19 protein-coding genes are annotated in these 24,835 nt (G+C 30.0%); 15 read left to right on the forward strand and 4 right to left on the reverse strand.

Translation table 11 applies throughout. The features are described 5' to 3' along the window. Positions 1 to 209 precede the first annotated feature (209 nt). Positions 210 to 707, forward strand: a complete 498-nt coding sequence (locus L3B98_RS08170) for a MarR family transcriptional regulator (RefSeq protein ID WP_238916246.1) — start codon at positions 210 to 212, stop codon at positions 705 to 707. 70 nt (positions 708 to 777) lie between these two features. Here L3B98_RS08170 and L3B98_RS08175 read toward each other — a convergent pair whose 3' ends face one another. Continuing rightward, on the reverse strand, positions 778 to 1,320 hold the full coding sequence (locus L3B98_RS08175; protein ID WP_238916247.1) for a cysteine hydrolase family protein: 543 nt from the start codon (positions 1,318 to 1,320) through the stop codon (positions 778 to 780). 126 nt (positions 1,321 to 1,446) lie between these two features. Here L3B98_RS08175 and L3B98_RS08180 point away from each other — a divergent pair, with 126 nt between their 5' ends. Both L3B98_RS08180 and L3B98_RS08185 read left to right on the forward strand, forming a co-directional pair. After that, complete coding sequence (locus L3B98_RS08180) at positions 1,447 to 1,860, forward strand: Lrp/AsnC family transcriptional regulator (protein ID WP_238916248.1); 414 nt, start codon at positions 1,447 to 1,449, stop codon at positions 1,858 to 1,860. 36 nt (positions 1,861 to 1,896) lie between these two features. Continuing rightward, positions 1,897 to 2,703 (forward strand): hypothetical protein, encoded by an 807-nt coding sequence (locus tag L3B98_RS08185; RefSeq protein ID WP_238916249.1) that lies wholly within the window; start codon positions 1,897 to 1,899, stop codon positions 2,701 to 2,703. 275 nt (positions 2,704 to 2,978) lie between these two features. On the opposite strand, the gene L3B98_RS08190 is transcribed toward L3B98_RS08185, so the two are convergent. Continuing rightward, positions 2,979 to 3,575, reverse strand: a complete 597-nt coding sequence (locus tag L3B98_RS08190; RefSeq protein WP_238916250.1) for a TetR/AcrR family transcriptional regulator — start codon at positions 3,573 to 3,575, stop codon at positions 2,979 to 2,981. Positions 3,576 to 3,764: 189 nt separating this feature from the next. On the opposite strand from L3B98_RS08190, the gene L3B98_RS08195 reads away from it, so the two are divergent. The 3 genes from L3B98_RS08195 to L3B98_RS08205 all read left to right on the forward strand — a co-directional run bounded on the left by L3B98_RS08195 (position 3,765) and on the right by L3B98_RS08205 (position 9,390). Continuing rightward, the gene (locus L3B98_RS08195; RefSeq protein ID WP_238916251.1) at positions 3,765 to 5,036 is read left to right on the forward strand and encodes a hypothetical protein; all 1,272 of its coding nucleotides are present in this window, start codon (positions 3,765 to 3,767) and stop codon (positions 5,034 to 5,036) included. Positions 5,037 to 5,121: 85 nt separating this feature from the next. Next, a complete protein-coding gene (locus L3B98_RS08200) occupies positions 5,122 to 6,333 on the forward strand; it encodes an efflux RND transporter periplasmic adaptor subunit (protein WP_238916252.1) in 1,212 nt (403 codons plus the stop codon). 12 nt (positions 6,334 to 6,345) lie between these two features. Continuing rightward, the gene (locus L3B98_RS08205; protein WP_238916253.1) at positions 6,346 to 9,390 is read left to right on the forward strand and encodes an efflux RND transporter permease subunit; all 3,045 of its coding nucleotides are present in this window, start codon (positions 6,346 to 6,348) and stop codon (positions 9,388 to 9,390) included. Positions 9,391 to 9,852: 462 nt separating this feature from the next. Here the strand turns inward: L3B98_RS08205 and L3B98_RS08210 are convergent, their stop codons facing one another. Both L3B98_RS08210 and L3B98_RS08215 read right to left on the reverse strand, forming a co-directional pair. Then, complete coding sequence (locus L3B98_RS08210; RefSeq protein WP_077366767.1) at positions 9,853 to 10,296, reverse strand: MarR family transcriptional regulator; 444 nt, start codon at positions 10,294 to 10,296, stop codon at positions 9,853 to 9,855. Between the two features lies 1 nt (position 10,297). Further along, positions 10,298 to 10,711: a polyketide cyclase gene (locus L3B98_RS08215; protein WP_238916254.1), complete on the reverse strand. Its 414-nt coding sequence runs from the start codon at positions 10,709 to 10,711 to the stop codon at positions 10,298 to 10,300. Between the two features lie 221 nt (positions 10,712 to 10,932). Between L3B98_RS08215 and L3B98_RS08220 the strand changes: the two genes are divergently transcribed. The 9 genes from L3B98_RS08220 to L3B98_RS08260 all read left to right on the forward strand — a co-directional run bounded on the left by L3B98_RS08220 (position 10,933) and on the right by L3B98_RS08260 (position 24,587). Continuing rightward, on the forward strand, positions 10,933 to 12,201 hold the full coding sequence (locus L3B98_RS08220) for a hypothetical protein (protein ID WP_238916255.1): 1,269 nt from the start codon (positions 10,933 to 10,935) through the stop codon (positions 12,199 to 12,201). Between the two features lie 767 nt (positions 12,202 to 12,968). Further along, positions 12,969 to 13,856: an AraC family transcriptional regulator gene (locus L3B98_RS08225; protein WP_015392307.1), complete on the forward strand. Its 888-nt coding sequence runs from the start codon at positions 12,969 to 12,971 to the stop codon at positions 13,854 to 13,856. After that, a complete protein-coding gene (locus tag L3B98_RS08230; RefSeq protein ID WP_238916256.1) occupies positions 13,840 to 14,946 on the forward strand; it encodes a glycoside hydrolase family 88 protein in 1,107 nt (368 codons plus the stop codon). The genes L3B98_RS08225 and L3B98_RS08230 overlap by 17 nt, the downstream gene beginning before the upstream one ends. A 5-nt stretch (positions 14,947 to 14,951) precedes the next feature. Continuing rightward, positions 14,952 to 15,818 (forward strand): GRP family sugar transporter, encoded by an 867-nt coding sequence (locus L3B98_RS08235; protein ID WP_077362239.1) that lies wholly within the window; start codon positions 14,952 to 14,954, stop codon positions 15,816 to 15,818. Positions 15,819 to 15,842: 24 nt separating this feature from the next. Beyond that, positions 15,843 to 17,102, forward strand: coding sequence for a sugar ABC transporter substrate-binding protein (locus L3B98_RS08240; RefSeq protein WP_238916257.1), 1,260 nt, complete (start codon positions 15,843 to 15,845; stop codon positions 17,100 to 17,102). Between the two features lie 81 nt (positions 17,103 to 17,183). Further along, positions 17,184 to 19,664: a hypothetical protein gene (locus L3B98_RS08245; protein WP_238916258.1), complete on the forward strand. Its 2,481-nt coding sequence runs from the start codon at positions 17,184 to 17,186 to the stop codon at positions 19,662 to 19,664. Continuing rightward, positions 19,661 to 20,533 (forward strand): sugar ABC transporter permease, encoded by an 873-nt coding sequence (locus L3B98_RS08250; protein ID WP_238916259.1) that lies wholly within the window; start codon positions 19,661 to 19,663, stop codon positions 20,531 to 20,533. Before L3B98_RS08245 ends, L3B98_RS08250 begins: the two co-directional genes overlap by 4 nt. Further along, positions 20,523 to 21,374, forward strand: a complete 852-nt coding sequence (locus tag L3B98_RS08255) for a carbohydrate ABC transporter permease (RefSeq protein WP_238916260.1) — start codon at positions 20,523 to 20,525, stop codon at positions 21,372 to 21,374. Before L3B98_RS08250 ends, L3B98_RS08255 begins: the two co-directional genes overlap by 11 nt. Before the next feature lie 252 nt (positions 21,375 to 21,626). Next, the gene (locus tag L3B98_RS08260) at positions 21,627 to 24,587 is read left to right on the forward strand and encodes a glycoside hydrolase family 2 TIM barrel-domain containing protein (protein ID WP_238916261.1); all 2,961 of its coding nucleotides are present in this window, start codon (positions 21,627 to 21,629) and stop codon (positions 24,585 to 24,587) included. The last annotated feature ends 248 nt before the right edge of the window (positions 24,588 to 24,835 follow it).

The raw sequence follows: 24,835 nt of genomic DNA on the forward strand, positions 1-24,835 counted from the left end.
AAAAATATAATAGCGGGATAGTATTATTAGAATTATAGATTGAATTCATCCATAAACTAAATATAATTTTAATATTAAGTATCTTAACATTAAGATTGTTTTTATTATAAAGTATATTTATCTTAAAGTCAATTATCTTAATGTTAAGATTATTAACGTTAATGAAATTTTTGTTGATATTTGATTTTTCTGATGCTAACATTAATATTATGAGTAAAGATAATGTAGATTTAATAATTGAACAATGGACAGATGAAATACCAGAATTAAATACAAAGTCTATGGCTATTTTAGGAAGATTGAAGAGGGTAGCTAAATTTACTGAAAGGAGATTAGCAGATAATTTTTCGAAATTTAAGCTTAATAGTGGAGAGTTTGATGTACTTGCAACTTTAAGAAGATCAGGAGGAGAATTTAAATTAAAACCTACAGAACTCTATAATCTTTTGATGGTAACCTCAGGTGCAATGACTAACAGGGTAGATACCCTAGAGAAAAAGGGGTTAGTTGTTAGAGTAAATGATACAGAAGATAGAAGAACTGTATATGTAAAATTAACAGAGGAAGGGTTAAAAGTGATTAATACTGCTGTATATGAGCATGTAACTGTTGAAGAAGATCTATTAAACATGTTAACAGAGGAGGAAAAAGAAACATTTGATTCGCTTTTAAGAAAAATTAATTTAAATTTGGAAAAAAATAAATAATGTTAGGGAAAGCTCAAATCCTTGAGCTTTCCCTTACATTTTTGTTTCAAGAAGAAGTTTTACCAAAGAACTAAAGGCAGATTTTCATAAAATCTTCAGAACTTATCACTTTACTAAATCCTAAACTTTGAGCAATTAATGTTGCTTTATGGAGATCTTCACTACTTATTGTTCCAATATCATTGCTTACATCTATTGTGCCAGTAGCATCTGATAAAAATTTAACGTTATATCCTTTGTGAAATGCATCTCTAGCTGTTGTATCGCAACACATCTGCGTCATATATCCAGAAATAATTACTTCATCAATATCTTCTTTTATTAATATTTCTTCTAAATTGGTCTTATAAAAACTACTAGGTTTGGTTTTTTCAATAATATAGTCACAAGATTTTTCTAGAATCTTTGGATGTATCTCCCATTCGTTTGAGTTTCTAATAAAAGTATTTCCATCACTTCCTGTGTGTTGAACAATTATTGTAATCATATTGTTTTCTTTTGCATAATCCATTACTTTAAGTATATTATCTAAGCTATTGCTAGGATAAGTTACTTTTAATTTTCCAGTAAAATATTCATTTTGGACATCAATTACAAGTAGCGCTTTTTTCATCTTTTATTCCACCTTATCATTTATTAATATTGATCTGTTTGCTATAATAATCATATCTTAAATTTAAGTTTAAAGGGGAAAGAGTTTAGTCACTTTTACTTGAAAATTGAAAGGATTTTTTATTGTATGTTTGATGAAATAGATTTAAAGATTATAGAAATGTTGAAAATCAATTCTAAGATGCCACTTAAAGAAATAGGTGAGGTAATACATTTAACACCGCAGGGAGTATCGAATAGGATTATACGCCTTCAAAATTTAGGAATTATAACTGGGTATACTATTTGTATAAATGATGCATTGCTTGGAAAGAACATAATAGCCTATATTACTATTTTTATGAAAACAACAAAACACGATAAGCTAATTAAGTTTCTCCAATCGAATAGTCTTGTAGATGAAGCACATAAAATTAGTGGTGATGGCTGTTATTTACTAAAGATTATCTGTTCAGATATGGATGAAATAAACTCTTTTCTTGATTGTTTAACGGAATTTGGCACGTATAGATTAAATTTATCTACAGCTTCAATAAAATAATTATAATTTTATAAGTATGTGGAAGGAGATATGATTATGGAATTTACAGCAAGAGATATAATGGCCATATTGACTGTATTAGGAACTTTAATAGCTTTACATATAAAAGCCTTTTATAACTTTTTTATGTCTATAGTAAAAATGAAGTATAAAGAAGTGCCAGGGAAGCAATCAATGTTTAGTGTTGTTGTACAATGGTTAGGTTATATTGGCTTTATTATGTATATGATTGTACTGGGGAGTTTTCTTGCTGAAAGCTTTTATCAAGAGACTCCAATTAGTAAAATGAAAAATATGACAGCAGCATATTTTTTTGAAATGGCTATATTTATTATAGTTATAATTATAACAGTGTTAGCAGCTATTGATACAATACAAAAATTTAGATATTTAAATAAAGCTTTTAGAAATAAATTAGAAGGCGAATTGGTTAAGTTAGAAGATGATATTCCAAGCAAAAATATGAAAAATATATATACTTTTAGTATTTCTGCTGCAATGTTTTTATTTATTATTATAGAAAGAATTTCAAGCAGTGTTGAAATTACAAGCAGTAAAATTGTTTTATTTAATAATAATGAAAAAGTTGAAACATTTTTAATAGCCTTAATAATGGAATTGATCGTCAGTACTTTATTAATAATATCAATAAATATGAAGGAAATAATAAAAACTATAAAGAGCAAATCATTATATTTAATACTAATTGATGATGAAGAAATTTATTGTAGCTGTTACCTTGAATATAAAAATCATTATTTAGTTATAAAAAAAGATAAGAAATTTGAAAGATATATAAGTAAAACTAAAGTGAAGGAAATAAGAAAGATTAGAAGCAATTAAATTTAAAGAAATATATTTAGATAATTATTCTTTTAATTTTATCTCGAACTTTTATATTTGGAAAAATGAACTTTCTAATATGGCTTTTATCCTCAAATGATAATTGAATATTGATAATTGGAACCTATATTATAACTTAAGGGTAAATATCCTCAAAATAATACTTGAGGATATTTACCCTTATTTTTTATAGAAAATTATAGAATTTTAGAAAGTTGAGAAGCTGATTAAATCTAGGAGTTTATAAGATTAAATGGCAATGTTGATTTACTCATCTATAAGCTTTGCCTATTTTTCTGAAGGGCACTAGCTATAATATCACAATATTGCACCATTTGTTCAATTGGTACAATCATACCTTCTTCAAGCCATTCTCCAGCTGAATAAACTAATGCAGGAGAATAAAACTCTGCAATGATATCTATTGGAACAATAAATTTAGCTCCATTAGTTACATCGAATTCTAGTTTGGATTTTATGCATTGAAGCACTATTTTTTGAAGCATCTTCATTGCAGAACCATTATTTAGTAAGCCGATAGTATACATTTTCTTATTTTCGCGCATATGTTCAAGAAGAAGTTTGAATAAATTAGCATAATATTGATTTGGATTATCTTCAGACGTATATTGCAAACTCTTTTTTTCAAAATCCTGTATTAATTGTCTGAGCATAAAATCAAGTAATTGGAATTTATCTTCAAAATGTTTATAAAAGGTTGTTCTATGTATCATAGCTTTATCACAGATGTCTGAAATGCGGATATCGTTAAAATTTTTTTCTGTAAGTAAGTCTATTAGGGTATCAAATAATAGTTTATGCATTCTTCGAGTTCTTAAATCAAGATTTTCATCATTTACATTAATATTCATATGGACCTCCTAACAAAATAATCTACAAATATTAAAAAATGTAGACGCTATATATAATTTAAAAATATTGTTTCTTGATAAGACTATATCAACAGTATAAAGTATAAACATACACTTGTAAACAGAATCTACATATGTATCTCTTGGATATATATGTAGAGATTAAAATAAATGGAGAGGTGATTATCAATGAAGCAAAGAATAAAAAGAATCTTAACTATTGGAAGCATAATTGGACTTATGACTAGTAGTGTTGTACCAGTATCTGCAGCAGATACTTCAATTAAAACTCAAAATTTACAAAGTATTAAAGAGAAAAAAAATCTTCCGTTAGAGGAAGCTATAGCTGGAGCTATAAATAATAGTGATAAATTAAATTTAAAATCAAGAGAAATAAAAATGTATGAAGATAAGATGAGACTTCAAGAGAAATACAATGATTATTATAATTCTATAAATCAAAAAGTATATGATTATCCTTACGATGAGCTTGAACTTCAAGAAAAACAAAGCAAACAAGCTAAGGAATTTATGAAAGATCAAATAGCAAGTGATATTACTAATAAATATAACGATATGGTTTTAAAAGAAATTGATCTTAGTAAATCAAAGAGGGCTTTGGAATTTAAGAGAAGAGATTTGGAATTTATTAATGGAAAATTATCTTTAGAAATGGCAACACCTACGGAGGTTAAGGATGCACAAATTGAATTAACTTCCTTGGAAAATGATATAAGGGCAAAGGAAAATTTATTAAATGATAACAAAGAATATTTTAAAGTGATTACAGATTTAGATGTAAAAGACACTTATAAACTTGACTATAGCATGAATTATGAAAAATTTAAAATAACTGGCTCAGTGGATGAGTATATAGATGACAAAATAGATACTTATTTAAACTATGATAATAAAATATTTAAATTATCTAAGGATTATATGAAAAAGCTAAAAGAAGATGGAATAAAGGATATTATGAGTAAAACTCCAGAAACTCTTCCAGATAGAGCTTCAAATATAACAGTTAAGGCTGATGGAACTACTGAATTTGATGCTGGTTCATATGCTTTAAGATTAATAGACTATCAACAAAAACAGCAAGAATACTTAGCTAAATTGAATGCTTATGAAGAATATATTGATGGACAATATAGTGTCGATGAAGCAAAGGTAAATATAGATGAGGCTAAGAAAAATTTGAAAAATGCAATGAAGGAAAGTTATTCAACCCTTTTGGCATTAGAGGATAAGATAAATAATTTAAAGGAACAGGAAACTTCAGTAAATACAAAATTAAGCTTTGCAAAAGCTCAAGTAGATATGGGATTGATGCTCCAAAATGATTATGATAAGCAGGTTTTAGAAAGTGAAGCTTTAGATACTGGTATAAGAAAACTTGTGTATACCTATAACAATTTAAAAGACAATATACAAAAGCCATGGATACTAAGTAGTAAATAAGTTGAAGATTAATGAACAAATAAGGTTGTAATGAAATTAAAAATCTAAAGAAGATGAAGAATAAAGCTTCATACAGGGAGGAAATATGAATAAAAAAATAATAGCAGTTTGTTTAGTATGTTTTAATCTTTTTATGTTAAGTGGGTGTAGTAGTGATGATAATTCAACAGCAGAAATAAAAACTTATCCAGTAAAGACTGTGGAGCTTAAGGATGAAAGTTATCCAATTTCTTTAGAATATGAAGGGCTTACAGGAGGAAGCGAAGTTAGAAAACTTTCCTTTAAAAGTTCTGCTAGAGTGAGTAAAATATATGTTTCTAAAGGCCGGCAAGTAAAAAAGGGGGATAAGCTTGTTGACTTAGATAAAACAGATTTGGATTTTGTAGCAAATGGCTCAAAGGCTCAAATGGAAGCAGCTTCAGCACAATATGAAAAAGCAGTAAATGGAGCCCAGGAAGAGGATATAAACAAAGCACAAATTGCAGTAAAGAATGCTGAAGATAATTATAATTACTGTAAAGATTTATACAATAAAAATCTTAGCTTGTATCAAATGCACGCGATAACTAAGCAGCAGCTAGACGATATTAAAATTAAATTAAATGGCAGTGAAAGTGAGCTTAATGCAGCAAGGGAAACATTAAAACAACTTCAAAATGGAACTAGAAGTGAAGATAAAAATGCGGCACTAGCTCAACTAAATGCAGCAAAGGCTGATTATGCTTCAAAAGTAAACTTAGTTCAAGATGCTTCTCTTATAGCGGATATTGATGGATATGTTGTAGATATTTTAGGTAAAGAAGGTGAAATGCAGTCAGCAGGGTATCCTGTAGTATTAATTAGAAGTGAAAATCAAGTGGTTACAGTAGGTTTATCTGATGAAGATGTAAAGAAGATACAAATAGGAACTAAAACACAAGTTAAAATTGACAATGATACTACAGATGGAGAAGTTATGAATATAGTTCAAATGGCTGACAGTAAGTCGGGAACCTATAGTGCGGAAATAAAATTAATAAGCCCAATAGACAATAATAAATTTTATATAGGTCAATCAGTAAAAGTTTATATTAGTGAAGGTGAAAAGAAAGGACTATGGATTCCTATTACAAGTATTTTGAATGATGGACAAGATTATGTTTTTGTGGTTGAAAATGGACATGCCGTTAAGAAAAATGTGACCTTAGGTCAAACTAATGAAAATTTAGTAAATGTAGAAGGACTTAAAAATGGAGATAAGCTTATTAATGAAGGAATGAAAAATATAAAAGCTGGATATCAGGTTTCAGCAGAGTAAGGAGGATATACTATGGGATTGATTAATGCAGCAATTAAAAATAAAAAGATAGTTCTATTTTTAGTGCTAATTACTATCTTAAGCGGTTTAGCTTGTTACTACTATATTCCTAAACAGGAGAGCCCAGATGTTTCCTCACCGGCAGCAATGATTACAACTATTTACCCAGGAGCTTCGCCTAAGGATGTGGAAAGCTTAGTTACTAAAAAGATTGAAGACAAAATAGAAGAAATTGATGGTTATGATTATGCAGAATCTTTTTCTCAAAATAGTGCATCTATAGTTATTGTTTACCTAAATAATGATGCGGATAAGGATAAAGCGTGGCGTACACTAAGAGATAAGATAAAGGATTTAAAGGCAGATCTTCCAAATGGAGTTGAAGAAAGTAAAATAGATACAAACCTTACGCAGACAGCTGGGATGATTTTAAGCATATCAGGTGACAATTATTCCTATGAGCAATTAGGAAATTATGCTGATGATATAAAGAAACAATTAGGTGGTATCAGTGGGATTTCAAGATTTGATATAAAGGGAAAACAAGATAAACAAGTAAAAGTTCAAGTGGATTTAAGCAAAATTAATAAATATTCTATTTCTCTTGAAGAAGTATGTGGTGTACTTCAAGCACAAAATGTGGAAATTCCATCTGGATCTTTAGAGTTAGCTACTGGAAAGATAAAAGTGCAGACGCCTGGAAGTTTTACTTCACTTAAAGATATAGAAAATACAATAGTTGGAGTTTCCTCAGATACAGGACAAACTTTAAAGTTAAAAGATATTGCAACTGTAAGCATGGATTATGATGATGATAGTGCATATAGATTTACTGACAATGGGAAAAAATCAGTATTGCTTGCAGGATATTTTCAAGATAATAAAAATATAGTTTTAATTGGTGAGGATGTAAGAAAAAAATTAGATGAAATAAAGAAACAATTGCCACAGGATTTAACTATAGATGAAGTTACTTTTCAGCCAAAAGATGTAGATGATTCAGTTTCATTTTTTATGAAAAACCTTGAAGAAGGAGTGGTTCTTGTAGTAATTACTGTTTTGATAGGAATGGGAATTAGAAATGCATTAGTTGTATCTTCGGTTATTCCAATATCAATAGCTCTATCTTTTATTGCTATGGAGGTTTTGGGGATAAAAGTACATCAAATATCAACAACGGCACTTATTATAGCCTTGGGAATACTGGTGGATGATGCTATTGTAATAGGAGATGTTGTTCAAGTAGGCATTGATGAAGGCTTACCAGGAGATGAGGCAGCCTTTAAAGGAATTAAAAAATTATTTGTGCCTGTATTTACCTCTACTTTAATAATAGTTGGTGCTTTTGCTCCTCTTTTAAGTATACCAGGAGCTGTAGGGGAGTTTATAAGTACACTGCCACAAGTAGTTATGATTTGTATAACTTGCTCCTATATATCAGCCTTATTTATAACTCCAGCTATGTCCTCTTTGTTTTTTAAGAAAAGTAAACAACCAATAAAAGAAAATAAAATTCAAAAATTCTTTAATAAGCTTTTAATTTATGGACTTAGCCATAAAATAAAGATTATTGCAGCTTCTTTGCTTGTTTTGGTGATATCGATGGGATTAATAAATTTATTAGGAACACAATTTTTTCCTTATGTAGACAAGAATGTTATTTACATAGATATTATCAATGAAAAAGTTGAAGATATTGATAGTACAGGAAAATTAGTAAGCAAGGTAGAAGAAGTATTAAAGGAACAAGAAGAGGTTACAAGCTATACTTCAGCTATAGGTGGAGGTATGCCTAGTTTTTATATTACACTTCCTACGGTAGCACCAGCTAAAGATGTAGCTCAAATTATGGTGAAGGTAGATTTAGAAAAGACTAAAAAGTTTGAAACAAGAGAAAAACTTGTTGAGTATGTACAAAATCAATTGGATAATAAAATATCTGGAGGAACAGCTACAGTAAAACTTTTAGAACAAGCAATGCCAATTGGGGCACCTGTTAGATTAAGGCTTACTGGAGATGATTTAGATAAAATATATGCAGCTTCAGAACAGATACAAGAAAAATTAAAGGATATGCCAGGAACTACCAATGTTAGAGATGATGCAGCTAAAAAGACTTATGAATATGAAGTGCTTATTGATAGCGCAAAAGCATCTCAATATGGTTTATTAAAATCTGATATTTTAAAACAAATGAATATTGCTTTAAAGGGATATAGCAGTTCTGTATACAGAAAGAGTGGAAATGAATATGATATATTAGTTAAAAGCAATATCAGTTCAGTAGAAGATTTAAAGAATTTACAAGTAAAATCAAGTATTACAAGTAATAAAATCTTATTAAATCAAGTTGCAACAGTAAAGCTTAATTCACAGTTAGATCAAATAAAACATTATAAAAAGGATAAGACGGTAACAGTATTTAGTGATGTGAAATCTGATTATAATGCAAGCGATATTGAGAGCAAGTTAAAAGCAGAAATAAATAAAATGGACTTAAATGGTGTAAATGTTCTTTATGATGGAGAGCAAAATCAAATAGAAACTAACTTTACAAGCCTTGGAGTTGCAGGTGTACTTACTATCATAATAATTTACTTAATTCTATTTGTTCAATTTAAGTCATTTGTGCAACCTCTTGTAATAATATATTCACTGCCATTATCGCTGATGGGAGTAATAATAGGTTTAATGATATTTGATATGCCATTATCATTAACTGCAGTTATGGGTATAATAAGCTTGATTGGGGTAGTTATAAGAAATGCAATACTTCTTGTAGAATATATAATTGAGGGAAGACAAGAAGGGCTTTCTATAGATGAAGCATGTATACATGCAGTAAGCCAAAGGTTTAGACCAATAATATTAAGTTCGACAGCAACTATTACCGGGCTTATACCACTTGCATTTTCTAATAGTACTTTATTTGGGCCTATGTCTGTAACTATAATATTTGGACTTGCATCAGCAACTTTCCTTACCTTTATAGTTGTCCCAGTAATGTACTCTTTGGTAAACAATAGATTGGAAGCTAAAAAGAATAAGAGTAATTAGGTTTCTAAGCCAGCAAGCATTTATATTAACTTATTACATAAATCAGCTATCAAAGTATTAATTTGCGTGCTAAGTCATCCAGCATTTTTATTAACATAATTAGGATGACCTTTATAAAAAAATTGAATTAAGATCTTATGTAAAATAAAAAAGGAATACTTAGGGCAAGAAATGCTCTAAATGTTCCTTTTTTTTATTCTTTTGAATTTATAATGCAGTAAAATCTGTGGATAATATATGAAAAAGGCTATTTGACTGAGTTATATATAAGAAAAGAATAATCATATTCGCCTGCATAAAATGTTCTTATATGCAGCATAGCTGCTCTTTATAAGGTGCAGATTTTTCTCGCATGCGTTCGAAAAGGCAGATGCGCACCTATAAAAAGAGTGCGAAGCACAATACGGAACTTAATATTAAAAATCTCCGGCTCCACAGTCGCCTGCGATTTTTTTATGTACCTTAATCCAATTGATTAAGGTAGTTGCGAAAAATACTTTCATGTTCTTGCAAAATACCAAAAAACTCATCATCTATTTTTTCAACTACTGGAAGGGCTGTTTTAACCATCTCAAGCCCTTTTGGCAAAAGGATAACTGAATTTGCTCTGCTATCATCAGGGTTAGCAGTTCGCTTTATAAAGTCGTTCTTTTCTAAGCCTCTGATAATTTGAGATGTAGACATAACATCCATATCTGCAAGTTTTGCAATGCTTACCTGTGTGACATTATCATCTGATTGGCTAAGAAAATTTAATGTAGTAAGCACTACAAATTGTGGATGAGTAATGCCTAATTTACGAAGTTCTTGTGTAATGATTGAATGCCATTTATTATATACGCGGATAAAAAGAAGACCAGTTGAAGATTCTGCATCATCTTTAAATCGAGCTGATGGAAAGTCCAATTTATATTTCAACCTCCTTTTTGATTTTCATGACAGATTTAGGGACATCGGAAAATACACCGCAAAGAAAGTTTAAATCTTCTTCTGATGGATTTTCTTTTTCTAATTTTACAGTATGTTGAATAAAGTTTCTACCATCTTCCTGAAAAATATCATGTCCAAAATGAATATTTCCCATTTCAGGAACTTCAGTTTTATCCCAATAAGAAGCATTTGGGACGATGTTAGTAAGAGTAAATGTCATTTCTGGCATTCCTTTTAATTTCATTGTTCCAGTAGTTCCGGTTTTAAATTCACCATTAAATTTAAGACTTTCTAAATCTTCTTCCCAAATATGTCTCTTTGCAGGATCAGAATAATAGGGCCAAATAGCTTCCTTAGGCGCATTTACTTCAACTTTAAATTGTAATTCCATTTTTAATTCTCCTTTATATGTGTATTCATTATATGTATACTTATTATAAGTATACATATAATATTTGTCAACAAGAAGTATGAATGTAAGAAATTAAAAATTTACAAATGTTTTAACCAATATTTCCTATGTTATCTTGGAAAAAGGGAGTAATATAATTAATTAAGGGATAAGTTTTTATAAAATAATCTGATTTGTTTTAATTATATTAAGGAGTGGAAATGTTGAATAATAATTTTAAAAGTTATCATGTTGAAGCCTGGGATATTTTACAACATCTTTTTAAGGTTAATAAAATAAATGATCACACACTTCATTTTGTAGGTGAATTTTCAGGAAAATTAGATTTGGAAAGGCTAAGACAAGCGGTCGACATTTCAATTGATGCATTTCCTTTGATTAGATGTGTGTACAATGAAACAAAAAGAAAGCCTTTTTGGGAAGATAAAGGTTATACTGCAGATGATGTTATAGAATATATAGAAGCACAAGATACTGATGAAGAGATGATTCAGCATCTTTATCAAGAAATAGATGGGTTTAATGGACCACAATTAAGGATTAAAGTGATTCAAAGGGAAGAAAAGCATATAATGTGTGTACTGATAAATCATATGCTATGTGATGCGGCTGGATTTAAGGATTATTTATATATGCTAAGTGATATTTATACTAATATGGATAGAAAATTAGATTATTCTATTGCAGCTATGGGGAATCGAAAAATCAAGCAAGTCCTAAAAGTATTTTCTATTCCAGATAAGTTAAAAATTATGTTTAGTAAAATCAATATGTCTGTGAATGATGATTCAAGCTTCAATTTTGAAGGAGATCTTAACAACCCTTTTATTGAACCTCGTAAAATTGATAATGAACAATTCCTTAGGCTTAAAGCTTTTGCAAAGAAACATGATGCAACCATTAATGATATTATGCTTACAGCTTACCAAAGAGTCTTGTTTCAGCTATTTGGGAAAGTTTTAAATATACCTTGTGCGGTTGATTTAAGAAAGTATTTATTAAATCATAAGTCAGAGGGGATATGCAATCTACCTACTAATCTTTTTTGCAATATAGGTTCAGAAGTTGGTGAAACATTTGAACAAACTATTTACAAAGTAAAGCAGACAATGGACAAGCAAAAGTCTAATAATAATTGTGTTAAAAGCTTAATCATGTTAGAAAAAGTTTTTGATATTTTTCCTTATAAGCTTGCAAGAAATATTATTGAGAAGAACTTCTCGAATCCACTTATTGCATTTACTAATATAGGAATAATTGATAAAAAGCGAATTGTATTTGGAGAAATTGAGATTACTGAAGCTTTCATGACAGGGTCAATTAAATATAGTCCATATTTCCAATTAGCTGTATCAACCTTTGATGATAAAGTAACTCTTAGTGTAAATTTGTATGGGACACAAACAGATAGAATTAAGGTTTCAGATTTTTTAGATAAGTTTATTGCTGAATTGCAAACTATTATGTAGTTATTAGGATAATAAAATATATGTGGTTATAGATATCCAATTTAATAATCAAACTTATAAATGGAATATACATGCATAATTGAGAAATTATAATAGTAACACTACACTAGAAATCAGATACATTTTTCTGGAAGCAGGCATGTGAAATTGAGCTGTTGATGGTTCTTAATGGGGGCTTGTTTTATTTACAGCTTGTCCAGATTTTACATCTGGATCACGCTGAAATAACGACAAGCCGTCATTTAGAACCTTCCAGCGAAAATTTCACTAGTCCTGTGGAGGATAAATGTATCTGATTTAGGTAATTGTTGCATAAGTCTAATTTTCGATTTGGATATCTTTAAAATATATTTGCAAAAAGTTAAATTTGTGTTATGATAATTAAAAATGTGAATAAGTTAATCGATAAGGCAAAGGAGTCTATTTTATATAACTGTGTAAGTTGTATCAAATTGGCTCCTTTTTATATAATAAAAAATCCTTTATTTAAATTAAATATACTCAACATAGTGCGGGTTTATTGAAAATGCGGTTTTAGAAACTTTTGCACTATTTTTCTGATGCTCAAAATAGTTGATGGAAATGAGATATACACTATGTTAAGCTAATGTATACGTTAGCTTACTGTAAGTAAATGCCAAAAAGCTACTAAAAAAAACGAGTTAAAATTAGCAGTAATATGACAATTTAAGCGTATTTTTTGAATTTTTTTCATTACTTTTTTCATGCAAGCGATATATAATGGATTTATAAAAGGAGATGATATTATGAAACAAAAAGTAGTAGACATGGATAAGGTACTTTTAGATAATGAATTTTTTGTGTTTCATAAAATAGATGATTCTCATTTTATGGGGAGACCACACTTTCACGATGGATTTGAAATTCATTTTACATTAACTAATGAAACTACATATTATGTTGATGGTAGAAAATTTGTAATGGATTCCGGAGCCATAGCAATTTTTAATTCTGAAGAAATTCATCGAGTAGTAGTGGATAACAAAAAATTGTACGAAAGATATTGCATACTATTTAAGCCTCGATTTATCGATGTTTTAAAAGATAATTCCCTTGATATTCTTCAAGTATTCACTAATCGAAGAAAAGGTTATAACTGTATTCAACTTAGTGAATTATCAAAGGAACAATTAGTGAAATTATTTAATGAACTGATAAATTACTATCAAGATTCAGAAAGCAAGTTTCAAGATTTAAAGATAAAAGTAAAGTTTATAGAAATTCTTATAATAATATCTGAACTTTTTAACAATTTTCTTGAAGATAAAAAAAATATAAACTATGAAGGTAATACACAATTTTATTCCTTGTTAGATTATATTAAAAATAATTACATGGAAGATAGTAATTTAGATGATTTAGCCAATGAATTTTATATAAGTAAGTCTACGATTATAAGATTGTTTAAGAAGAATATTGGTATGACACCTACACAATATTTAATTTATATTAGGATAATGGCTTCTAGAAATTATCTTGAAGCTGGTTATAGTGTGAAAGATGTGGCATATAAAATAGGATACAAGGACGAATCCAGTTTTATTAAAAAGTTTAAAGAGTTACAAGGCATCTCCCCGAAGCAATATATGTTGAATTTACAACGGAAGGGGTTAAAAGATGAAAAATACTATTGAAAATTATCTGAATTTAGTAGTTAATAACTTAATTAATTTAGATAATCAAGGTGATTTAGCAAATGAATTTGTAAGTGTTTCTACAGCTGAAGCAGAAAAAAAAGGTTTTTTTGCTAGAGATTTTGGAATGGATCAATGGGATTGGCCACAAGGTGTAGGAATATTTGGACTTAGCCAAAACTTAGAAAAGAATAGGGAATACATTGTTAATTGGGCTAAAACAGAAATTAACAAAGGGCTGCCTACAAAAAATATAAATACTATTTGCCCATTGTTATCCCTAGTGGACTTTAAAGAATTTGAACAACTTTCGTTAGAGTGGATGAGTTGGATTGATGAGAATTTTCCAAGGACATATGAAAGTGGACTGCAGCATATTACTTCAGGAGTAGATAAGTTTTCTCTTAGATTAAATGAAGGTCAAATTTGGATAGATACTTTATTTATGACAGTATTATTTATAGGGAAAATGGGAATGAAATATGATAAGCAAAAATGGATTGATGATTCAGAATATCAGTTTCTACTACATACAAAGTACTTAGTTGATAGAGAAACAGGTTTGTTTTATCACGGCTGGGACTTTACTAATAATTCAAATTTTGGAGGAAATTTCTGGTGCAGAGGAAATAGCTGGTTTACAATGGCAGTTCCATTATACTTGCGTTATTTAGAAGATAGATTACCAGAATCAATTGTAAGCTATTTAAAGAATCTATATATTAACCAAGTAAGGGCTTTAGTGAAATATCGTGGAGAAGATAAATTGTGGCATACAATTATTAATGATAGCAGCTCTTATACAGAAACCTCTGGTTCTTCAGGTATCATTGCAGGTATCTATATGGGAATCCAGCAAGGATTATTAGGAGCAGAAGAATTTGAAAGCTTTTGTAAGGAATCTGTTGATGCATTGATTGGTAGGATTGATGAAAAAGGAAATGTCCTTGGTGTATCAGCTGGTACAGCAATTAGTAACAATAAAGAAGATTACAAAAATATTATTACAGCTCCTATGGCGTATGGCCAAGCTATGATGATTTGCGCATTAACAGAACATTTAAATTACCATAAGCAGAAAGGACAGTAATAATAATGAGTGTTATTATTTATCTTTTGCCAGCTCTAGGTTGGGGATTAATGCCAGTTTTTGCATCAAAAGCAGGTGGAACACCTAAACAACAGCTATTAGGCACAACAATTATAGCATTCTTAGTAGGATTAGTGTTTAGTATAATTGCAAAACCAACATATACAGGACAAGCTTTTATGATTTCCTGTATGTCAGGAGTTTTCTGGACCTTTGGACAGCTATTTCAATTTAAAGCTTTAAAAGAGGCTCCTGTATCAAAAGGAATGCCAGTTTCAAATGGTACCCAATTACTATTTACTACTCTTGTTTCTGGAGTGATTTTAGGAGAATGGGCTTCGGGGAAGCAAACTATTTTTTCGCTAATTGCTTTAGGCTTAATTATTTTTGCAATTTGGCTTTTAGCCAATGAAGGAGCAAATAAGAAAGCTTCAGATAGTAAGTCTGGAAGTAAGGGCTGGATTATTTCGATGATAATTTCATCCTTGTTTTTAACTGGATATGTGACAACGAATGCTTACTTTAAAATATCTAGTTTTGAAATCTTTTTTCCTCAATCTTTAGGGATGATAGGTACTGCTTCAATAATGTACATTATTTCTAATAAAGAGGAAAAAGCAGGCTTTAAAAATGCTATAAGAAACTGTATTACAGGGTTGTCATGGTCAATTGCAAATATTTCAATATTTTTTACTGCAAGCCGCTTGGGTGTAGGGTTAAGTTATACGATTTCTCAGCTATGTGTGTTTGTGTCAATTTTTGCAGGCATTATTATTTTAGGCGAAAAAAAGACATTAGGAGAAAAGAAAAGAATTTCTCTTGGAGTTATTATATTCTTATTTTCCATTGTCGTTTTAAGTATATATAAATAATTTAAATTAGGGAGGAAAAGATTTATGAAAATGATTAAAAAATTAATATGTTTAGGAATAGGCTTATCTTTAGTAGCAGGTCTTGCTGGATGTGGTAATTCAAAATCAGCATCAAGTAACACAGTTAGATTATTTGTATCAGGGGATAAATCAGAAGGAAATGCTTATTCAAAGATGGCAGAAAAATATGAAAAGGAAACTGGGGTTAAAGTTGAAGTAACTGATATACCTTATGATGATTTAAAAACAAAAATTTCTAAGTCAGTACAAGCTAATGATTCACCAGATGTTGTTCGTACATCACAAATATCTCCAGATTGGTCAGATTCATTACAAGATTTAACTAGTATAGCTCGTTCAGGGAATACAATGAAGAGCTTAAATATTAATGATGAAAAAGGTACTGTTAAGGGATTACCAACAGATGTTACAGCAGTTGGAATGTTCATAAACACAGACTTATTCGATAAGGCTGGAGTGTCATATCCTACATCAAAAGACAATGTTTGGACTTGGGATCAATTCTTACAATCTTTAAAAACAGTATTAGATAAAAGTGATGCAAAATACGGTATGGTAATGGATGCATCAGACCATAGATTAAGAGCATTTACATATCAATTTGGTGGAAAAAACTTCTTTGTAAATGATGCAAAAGATTCATATACTACTGATGACAACACTAAAGCAGCATTACAAAAATTTGTTGAATTAAATGATAATCATATTATGCCAAAATCAGTTTGGACAACAGGTGAAGATCCATCTGCTATGTTTAAGAGTGGACGTGTAGCAGCATATATGTCAGGAAGCTGGCAAATCAATGACTTCAGTACTAACATTACAAACTTTAAATGGAAAGCTGTATTCATGCCTTACGAAAAAGTTAGAGCAACAAATATGGGTAGTAACTTTATGTTAGCATTTAAAAATGGAAAGAACCCTGAAGGTGGTCTTAAATTCTTACAATGGTTATACACTAAAGAAAACTATCAACAATTATGTGAATATGCAGGATATATTCCAGCAGTTGAAGGTTTAGATATTAAACATGAAAAAGGTCAAGATGCATACAAAACTTTTAGTGAAGAAATTGCAGAAGCAGCACAACCAATTAGCAGTCAACAAACACAAGATGAAGTAACAAAGACAATGACTGGTTACCGTGGTTTATCAGGTGCTCTTAAGAAATCAATGATTAAAGTTATAAACGGTGAAGAAAAAGTTGATGATGCAATAAAAGATACAATTCAAGATTACAATGAAGGTTATTTGAAAAAATAAATTAGCATTAATTTAAATTATGGGAATCAAATAACAAGTTAGTATTTGATTCCTATATGTATTTTGGGAGGGATTATTAAAATGAATTTTTTTACCTATGATTTGATAAAGGGCAGTTCGTTAAACATCTGGAAATATTCTGAGTTAAAGTCAGAACCTGTTGTTGCTCCTTATTGCACGATGGAAGGGGAAATAAACGCAACTGAAGGTTATTTTGAAATTGATTATCCTGTTAGAAAAGATTTTTTAACTAGGATACCAGAAGTTATACCATTTAACAAAAATGAACTATTTCCTAATCTTTATTGTGGATTTGAAAGCCCTAGGGTAGATTTTTCTTCATTTTTAAATACACCTCACTGGGTACATACTTCTTTATTCAACAATATTGATAGTAATATAGATCAAACAGTTTCTTTTTCAATTATTACTTGTGGTCGTGTAGTTATCTGGGTTAATGCAGAGCAAATTTTGGATTTCTCGCCTTACAGCCGTAATCATGGGTCAGAAATAATTGCTGAACTGCCATTAAAAGCAGGAAAGAATGAGGTTGTTGTTTATTTAGATGATCTTGCAGAACGTGATGTAAACTTCTTCTTTGAAATGAAGCTGTTATCAGAGGTTCAATTAACTGTAAAGGTTCCATTAGATTATGAAGCTCGCGAATTAACAGAAAATATTAACTTTCTAGAATCTTTATATTTTAAGAAAGATGTTTATTTAGAAGGCAACGTTATTGTTAATTCTGATACAGCCTTTGATGGTAAAGAAGTTAGAATTAGCTATGGAGAACAGTACTTTCAATCAGAAAATGAAGCAAGTGGTGATATCACAGATTTTCATAGAGAAGATCAATGTTTAACAGTAGCAAATGGTGAAATTCTAATAGGAACAGTAGAAAGTATTCCTACAGCAGGTGTGACAACAGTTTATGTAAGTGTAAGGATGTCAAATAAAGATTGGCTTATAAAGAAGCTAGTTTGTTGTATATATAATGAAGGTGAATTACACATTTCTTTAGGAACTTCTATTGAAGAAAGAAAACAAAAGGCTTTAGAAATTTTTTCAAAACTTGAATTAATGGACATGAATAGTGCATTAGCAGAATTTGCAGTAACAAAAAAATTAAGTGAAAAAGCATATGAAAAAATAAAGCCAGCCATAGAAATGGTAAAATCTAAAGGTGATTGTGCAGATTTTATGTTTTCTCCTTTGCTAGCTGTAACTACAAAATACCATAATGAGTTACCAGATGAGTTTAAAGCTATTATGAAGGAATGTGCTCTAGATTTCAGATATTGGATTGATGAACCAGGTAATGATGTTATGTGGTATTTCAGTGAAAATCATTCATTATTATTTCACACTTGTCAGTATTTTGCAGGATATCTATATAAAGAAAGTAATTTCACAGCAGCTTCTAGAACAGGTAAGGAACAATATGAAATTGGTAAAAAGCGTTTAGAAGAGTGGTTTGATACCTTCTTTGCATATGGTTTTTCTGAATGGAATTCAACTACATATTTACCAATAGATTTAATTGGATTTTTCAGTTTATATTTAGCTGCTCCTGATAGCGATATTAAAGAAATGGCTAAAAAAGCTTTAGATTTCACATTTAAAGTGATAGCAGTTAATTACCACGGTCGTGTTTTATCTTCTACTTTTGGCCGTATTTATGAACATGACATTAAAGCAATGCGAATTGGTGAAATTTCTAATGTCTTGGCGATTGCATGGAATAAAGGGTACTTTAATAATGCTTTAAGAGCATCAACTTTATTTTGTATGTCAGACTATGTTCCACCAAAGGAATATATAAATTTCATTGATTTAATGGAAGAAACTGCAATTGAAGCTAATTACCTTCAAGGGATTAATAAAGTTGAAACTTATTTATATAAAACAAATGCTTATTCTTTAGCAGGTGCAATTAAATACAATCAATATAAAAAGGGGCACCAACAACATATGATGAATATTTCACTCGGAAATGATGCCACTCAATTATGGATTAACAATCCTGGTGAGTATGCGCATAGTGGTGAAAATAGGCCAAGTTATTGGGCAGGAAATGCCAGCTGTCCTTCAATTGTACAATACAAAAATATTCAGGTTTTAGAATATAATATTGCTGATAATCTGATTCCAAAGATTCATTTGTATTTGCCGCATTGGAGTTTATCAGAAATTCAGACAAAAGATAAATGGTTATTTATTCGTAAAGATAATGCTTATTTAGGTATCTTTTTCTCTGAAGGTTTAACTATTGAAAATCAAGGCGATACGAGAGGCAAGGAAGTATATGCATTAGGACATAAACATCGTATTCTTGTAAAATGTTCATCATTAGAAGAAGCAGGATCTTTCAATAAATTTATTGATAGTTTAAATAAGCTTGAAATCACTGATAGAGAGATTAAACTAAATGACAGTCAATTAGGAGAAATTAAATATCAAGATAAAGACTTATTTATCAATGATAGAAAAATAGAAAGACAAAAAACTTATGATATTAAACCAACTATTGAGAAACTATTAGGAAAAGAGGGGAGAAAATGAAAAAATTTTCAAAGAATAAATGGCCGTTATTTTTTACAGGAATAAATATTGTTCTATTTTGTTTATTTTTCCTTTTGCCAGCTATACTAGGATTATATTATTCATTAACTGATTATAAGGGATATTCAGGTGAAAAATTTATAGGGTTAGCAAATTACATGGAGTTATTAAAAGATAAGAGCTTCTATAAAGCACTATTAAGAACTGCAGAATATACAATTGTTGATGTACCTATATTGTATGCTGTTTCATTATTAGTAGCAGTTATGTTAAATAATGATAAGGTAAAAGGTAAATTTATTTCTAAAATTATATTTTTCTTACCTTGGACAATTTCAGGAATTATAGCCGGTGTAATTTGGCGTTGGTTATTTGGTGAAAACTTTGGTTTTATAAATTATGTAATCAGTGAATTACATGGAGAGCCAGTTCCTTGGTTTACAAATGGTAATTTTGCATTTATGGTAATTGTATTTGCTTCAGTATGGAGTTATACAGCCTTTAATATGTTACAATTCATGACTGCATTAAAAAATATTCCAAAATCTTTGTATGAAGCAGCTGATATTGATGGAGCGAAATGGATTGATAAATTTAGGCATATTACGCTTCCAACTTTAAAGCCAACTTCTTTCATGGTTATTTTACTTGGAACAATCAATGCAATGAAAGAATTCGCATTAATTCAGTCCTTGACTAATGGAGGACCAGGTACAGATAATATGTTAATTGTACAATATATCTATTCAACTGGTTTTGATAAAATGCGTGTTGGTTATGCATCAGCAGCATCAATGGTATTATTTGTTGTTTTACTAGCATTAGGTATAATTCAAATGAAGATAGGAGGAAGCAGCAATGAAGAATAAATCTCAGGGAGCATCTGTTTTATATGATAAAACGTCATCATCATTATTAACTGTTGGATTATGGATTGTAGCTTTCCTATACTTGTTTCCATTACTATGGTTTATATTAAGTTCTTTTAAACCAGGGAGTGAACTATTCTCATATCCATTAACCTTATTACCGAAGAGCCCAACCCTTGATAATTATGTTAATTCATGGTCGACTTTGGATTTCTTTACATACATTTTAAATACATCAAAAGCAGCAATAATTACAACAATTCTTACTGTATTAGCTAGTGCTTCTTGTGGATATGCATTTGCTAAGTATGATAGAAAATGGCTAAAGTTTTTCTTTATGTGTGTTATTGCAACAACAATGTTACCAACAGAAGTTATTATGAATCCAACTTTCTCTGTTATTAAAATGTTAGGATTATATGATAGCAGCGCAGGTATCATAATTCCATCGATCAATACGGCTACAGGTATCTTTATGTTTAGAACTTTCTTTGTATCAGTACCTGATGACTTGATTGAATCTGCACGTATTGATGGAGCTTCTGAAGGAAAAATCTTCTTCCGTATAATGTTACCTTTAGCTAAACCTGTTATTATGGCGTTAAGTATCTTCTCTTTCCAATGGAGATGGAATGACTATATTTGGCCATTAATAGTTTTAAATGATCCTAAGAAATATACTTTACAAGTTGCTATTAGAAGTTTAGTAGGAGCTGAAAATATTAACTGGTCACTACTAATTGGAGCATCTGTAATTTCATTAATTCCATTATTACTTGTATTTATTGTATTCCAAAGATATATTTTAGATTCAAATGTAACAAGTGGATTAAAAGACTAAAAATTAATAAATGGTGAATCTTTAATGATGAATGATTAAGTGAGAAATTACAAAGTAAAAAGTGAGAATCAAAATTATATATTTTGTTATTCGAACTTTCTATGAGAGTTTCAACTGATATTATTCATCATTAATTTGTTTATGTGTAAATGCCATGACAAGGGGCTTATAATGCCTTGTACACGAGATATAGATGAAAGGAGGATTTAGTGAGGTGGGTAGTACTTTTTTACACTCTCACTAAAGATAAGTATGATTGATTATACTATTTTATCTGACCCCAAAAAAATTCAAATTAATCGAGAACCTACTAGAGCATTTTATATTCCTAAAGGAAATGATGGCAGCAATTACAATTGCTTGGATTTAAATGGGGAATGGGACTTTAGTTATTTTACTTCTCACAAAAATATTTCAACTGATTTTTTAGCAGAAGATAATTTTGAAAATAAAATAATGGTTCCAGGGAATTGGCAGATGCAAGGCTACGGAAAGCCTCATTATACCAACATAAATTATCCATTTCCAATAAATCCACCCTTTACTTATGATAATATTCCTAATGGTATTTACAGGAGAAATATAAATCTCGAAGCTTATAATGCAACAGATAATTATTTTATAAGATTTGAAGGGGTAGATAACTGTTTTTATTTATATATTAATAATAAGTTAGCTGGTTTTAATAAGGGAAGCCGAAATGGGTCTGAATTCAATATTAGTGAGTTTTTAAAGGAAGGAATTAATACTGTTACGGTTGTGGTTTTTCAATGGTCAGATTCTTCATATATAGAAGATCAGGATATGTGGTGGTTAAGCGGAATATTTAGAGAGGTCACATTAATAACAAGACCAAAGAATTTTATCTTTGATTTTTTTATAACTACTATTTTAGAGGATAATAATGCTAAGGTTTCTTTGGAACTAAAATCATATATAAAAGAGGAGTTACCATTAACAATTACTATTTTTGATCAAGATCAAGTCTTCGTTAAAAAAGCATTAACAGTAAATGAAAACTGCCAAGTAGAATTTGTTATGGAAAATCCAAAGCTTTGGACAGCAGAAACTCCTTATTTATATGAATTAAGCTTGGAGACACAAGAAGAAATAATCACGCATAGGTTTGGTATTCGTCAAGTTGAAATAAGTGAGGGGTTAATTAAAATTAATGGGACACCAATTACCTTTAAAGGGGTTAACCGTCATGAATTTAATGAAACCTTTGGACGCACAATTTCTAAGGAACAAATGGAGACTGAAGTTAGGCTGATGAAGGAAGCTTTTATTAATGCTGTAAGAATGTCTCATTATCCACAGCATCCTTATTTTTATTATTTGTGTGATAAATACGGCTTGTATGTTATAGACGAAGCTGATTTAGAATGCCATGGGATTGGTTCAACCGGAGATAAAAATTTATTAAGCAGTGATCCTTATTGGTTGCCAGCTTATATGGATAGAATGGCCCAAGTAGTAGAACGCGATAAAAACTTCACATCAATCATTATATGGTCTGTTGGAAATGAATCTGGTAATGGTACCAACCATCATGAAATGATTGCTTGGACTAAACAACGTGATCCTAGTAGGCTGCTACATCATGAAGGAGAGTCAAGAGATTGTGTTAATTCTGAGACAAAAGCTTATGAAAGAGATGTAGAACATGCTGATTTTAATTCTACCATGTACACAGAATTTCATGTTTTGCAAAAGGTTGGAGAAGATGCTGATATAAAGAAGCCTTTTATTCTTTGTGAATATGTTCATGCAATGGGAAATGGACCTGGTGGTTTAAAAGAATACTTAGATTTGTTTAATAAGTATCCTAAATTACAAGGAGGCTTTATTTGGGAATGGCGTGATCAGGGAATTAAGAAAGTATTGCCAAATGGAGATATAACATATTTATATGGTGGTGATTTTGGTGACTATCCAAACGATTATAACTTTGTTTTAGATGGTCTAGTTCAGCCAGATATGACTCCTAGTCCAAGTTATTTTGGAGTTAAAAAGGCTTATCAGCCGATTAGTATAGAGCAGTTAGACGATAGAAATTACAGTTTGATTAACTCAACAGACTTTACTATTTTTGAGGATATGAATATTAAATATGAAATTTATTCACAAGAGGAGTTATTTGTTAGTAAGGAAATTTTAATTAGAGAATTGCTGCCTAAAGAGAGCATAACAATAGAAGTACCAGTAGATATAAAAGAAGAAAATACTGATATAATAATAAAATTTACTATTCCTAAGCTATCAGATAAGTATAATGTTTTGATCACCTCAATTAAGGAAGCGTTTGTGTTAAGACATCATATAGCAGATACATTGGAGACAAAAGATAAATTTATAATCAATACTAAGGATAAGAACAAGCTTGTTGCAACCTTTGGTGATAAACAATTAAACATAGCATTAAAAAATGGTGATTGGGAAATTTGCACCTTAAATAATCAGTTGCCAATCCTTGCAAAACCTAAGCATAATTTTTGGAGAGCAATAACAGATAATGATTTTGTTTCTGCACATATGTGGAAGGAATTTGGAGTGGATCACTTGATGTCGAGGACTAAAAGTGTAACCTTGGATCAAAATGTAGAAGATAAAATTAGTTTAACTGTATCAGAGAATTATGGTGCACCGGCAAAATATTGGGGAATTGATTTAATAACTACTTATGTATTTAACAGTAATGGTTGCATCAACATTAAGGTTACAGGTACGCCAATTCACAATTACCCAGAAACGTTACCTAGGATTGGATTAAGCTTCACTTTATCAAAGGAATACTCGAAGTTTAATTGGCTAGGAAGAGGGCCAGTAGAATCCTATAACGATGCACTTAATGGAACAACCTTCGATTTTTATAAGCAAGGTATTGAGGAGCTTGGCTTTAATTACTTGTATCCGCAAGAAAATGGCAATCATGTTTCAACTTATTGGCTACAAGTGGAGAATTCTAATATAGGAAACAAATTGATGATTAAAGGTGATAAAACTTTTGAATTTTCAAGTCGTCAGGTTACACAAGAAAATCTAGATGAAGCACAACATATTCATGAATTAGAGAAAACAAATAACACTTATATTTATTTAGATTTTAAACAGCATGGAATAGGCAGCAGAAGCTGTGGACCTGACGTTCAAGAGCAATATAAATTAAAACTAGAACCTTTTGAATATACATTTGATTTGTCAATTTTATAGTACTTATGTTGCTATTAACAATGTCAAATCTTCAATGATCAATGAGTGATTTAGGTTGATTTCCTTAGGAAATCTCTATGTTTTGAATAATTTTTTTGCAACATATATAAGTTCTAATTAAATTTTTACATTTTCATTCAAGAAATTCTGACGGGGGTTCTTGAACAATGGCAGCTGATAATTGCATTGTTAATTGAAATCTACGAAACGATAAGATGTGGCGTGGAAATGTTGGGCTAATAATTGAA

This window comes from Clostridium sp. YIM B02555, from assembly GCF_022320955.1.
Lineage (GTDB): Bacteria > Bacillota > Clostridia > Clostridiales > Clostridiaceae > Clostridium > Clostridium saccharoperbutylacetonicum.

What these genes read in the sequence shown, in the direction of transcription:
- L3B98_RS08185 (WP_238916249.1), top strand. Translation starts at nt 1,897, where the DNA reads ATGGAATTTACAGCAAGAGATATAATGGCCATATTGACTGTATTAGGA.
- L3B98_RS08205 (WP_238916253.1), top strand. Translation starts at nt 6,346, where the DNA reads ATGGGATTGATTAATGCAGCAATTAAAAATAAAAAGATAGTTCTATTT.
- L3B98_RS08190 (WP_238916250.1), bottom strand. Translation starts at nt 3,575, where the DNA reads ATGAATATTAATGTAAATGATGAAAATCTTGATTTAAGAACTCGAAGA.
- L3B98_RS08180 (WP_238916248.1), top strand. Translation starts at nt 1,447, where the DNA reads ATGTTTGATGAAATAGATTTAAAGATTATAGAAATGTTGAAAATCAAT.
- L3B98_RS08255 (WP_238916260.1), top strand. Translation starts at nt 20,523, where the DNA reads ATGAAGAATAAATCTCAGGGAGCATCTGTTTTATATGATAAAACGTCA.
- L3B98_RS08230 (WP_238916256.1), top strand. Translation starts at nt 13,840, where the DNA reads ATGAAAAATACTATTGAAAATTATCTGAATTTAGTAGTTAATAACTTA.
- L3B98_RS08260 (WP_238916261.1), top strand. Translation starts at nt 21,627, where the DNA reads ATGATTGATTATACTATTTTATCTGACCCCAAAAAAATTCAAATTAAT.
- L3B98_RS08215 (WP_238916254.1), bottom strand. Translation starts at nt 10,711, where the DNA reads ATGGAATTACAATTTAAAGTTGAAGTAAATGCGCCTAAGGAAGCTATT.
- L3B98_RS08225 (WP_015392307.1), top strand. Translation starts at nt 12,969, where the DNA reads ATGAAACAAAAAGTAGTAGACATGGATAAGGTACTTTTAGATAATGAA.
- L3B98_RS08250 (WP_238916259.1), top strand. Translation starts at nt 19,661, where the DNA reads ATGAAAAAATTTTCAAAGAATAAATGGCCGTTATTTTTTACAGGAATA.
- L3B98_RS08240 (WP_238916257.1), top strand. Translation starts at nt 15,843, where the DNA reads ATGAAAATGATTAAAAAATTAATATGTTTAGGAATAGGCTTATCTTTA.
- L3B98_RS08235 (WP_077362239.1), top strand. Translation starts at nt 14,952, where the DNA reads ATGAGTGTTATTATTTATCTTTTGCCAGCTCTAGGTTGGGGATTAATG.
- L3B98_RS08220 (WP_238916255.1), top strand. Translation starts at nt 10,933, where the DNA reads ATGTTGAATAATAATTTTAAAAGTTATCATGTTGAAGCCTGGGATATT.
- L3B98_RS08175 (WP_238916247.1), bottom strand. Translation starts at nt 1,320, where the DNA reads ATGAAAAAAGCGCTACTTGTAATTGATGTCCAAAATGAATATTTTACT.
- L3B98_RS08195 (WP_238916251.1), top strand. Translation starts at nt 3,765, where the DNA reads ATGAAGCAAAGAATAAAAAGAATCTTAACTATTGGAAGCATAATTGGA.
- L3B98_RS08200 (WP_238916252.1), top strand. Translation starts at nt 5,122, where the DNA reads ATGAATAAAAAAATAATAGCAGTTTGTTTAGTATGTTTTAATCTTTTT.
- L3B98_RS08245 (WP_238916258.1), top strand. Translation starts at nt 17,184, where the DNA reads ATGAATTTTTTTACCTATGATTTGATAAAGGGCAGTTCGTTAAACATC.
- L3B98_RS08170 (WP_238916246.1), top strand. Translation starts at nt 210, where the DNA reads ATGAGTAAAGATAATGTAGATTTAATAATTGAACAATGGACAGATGAA.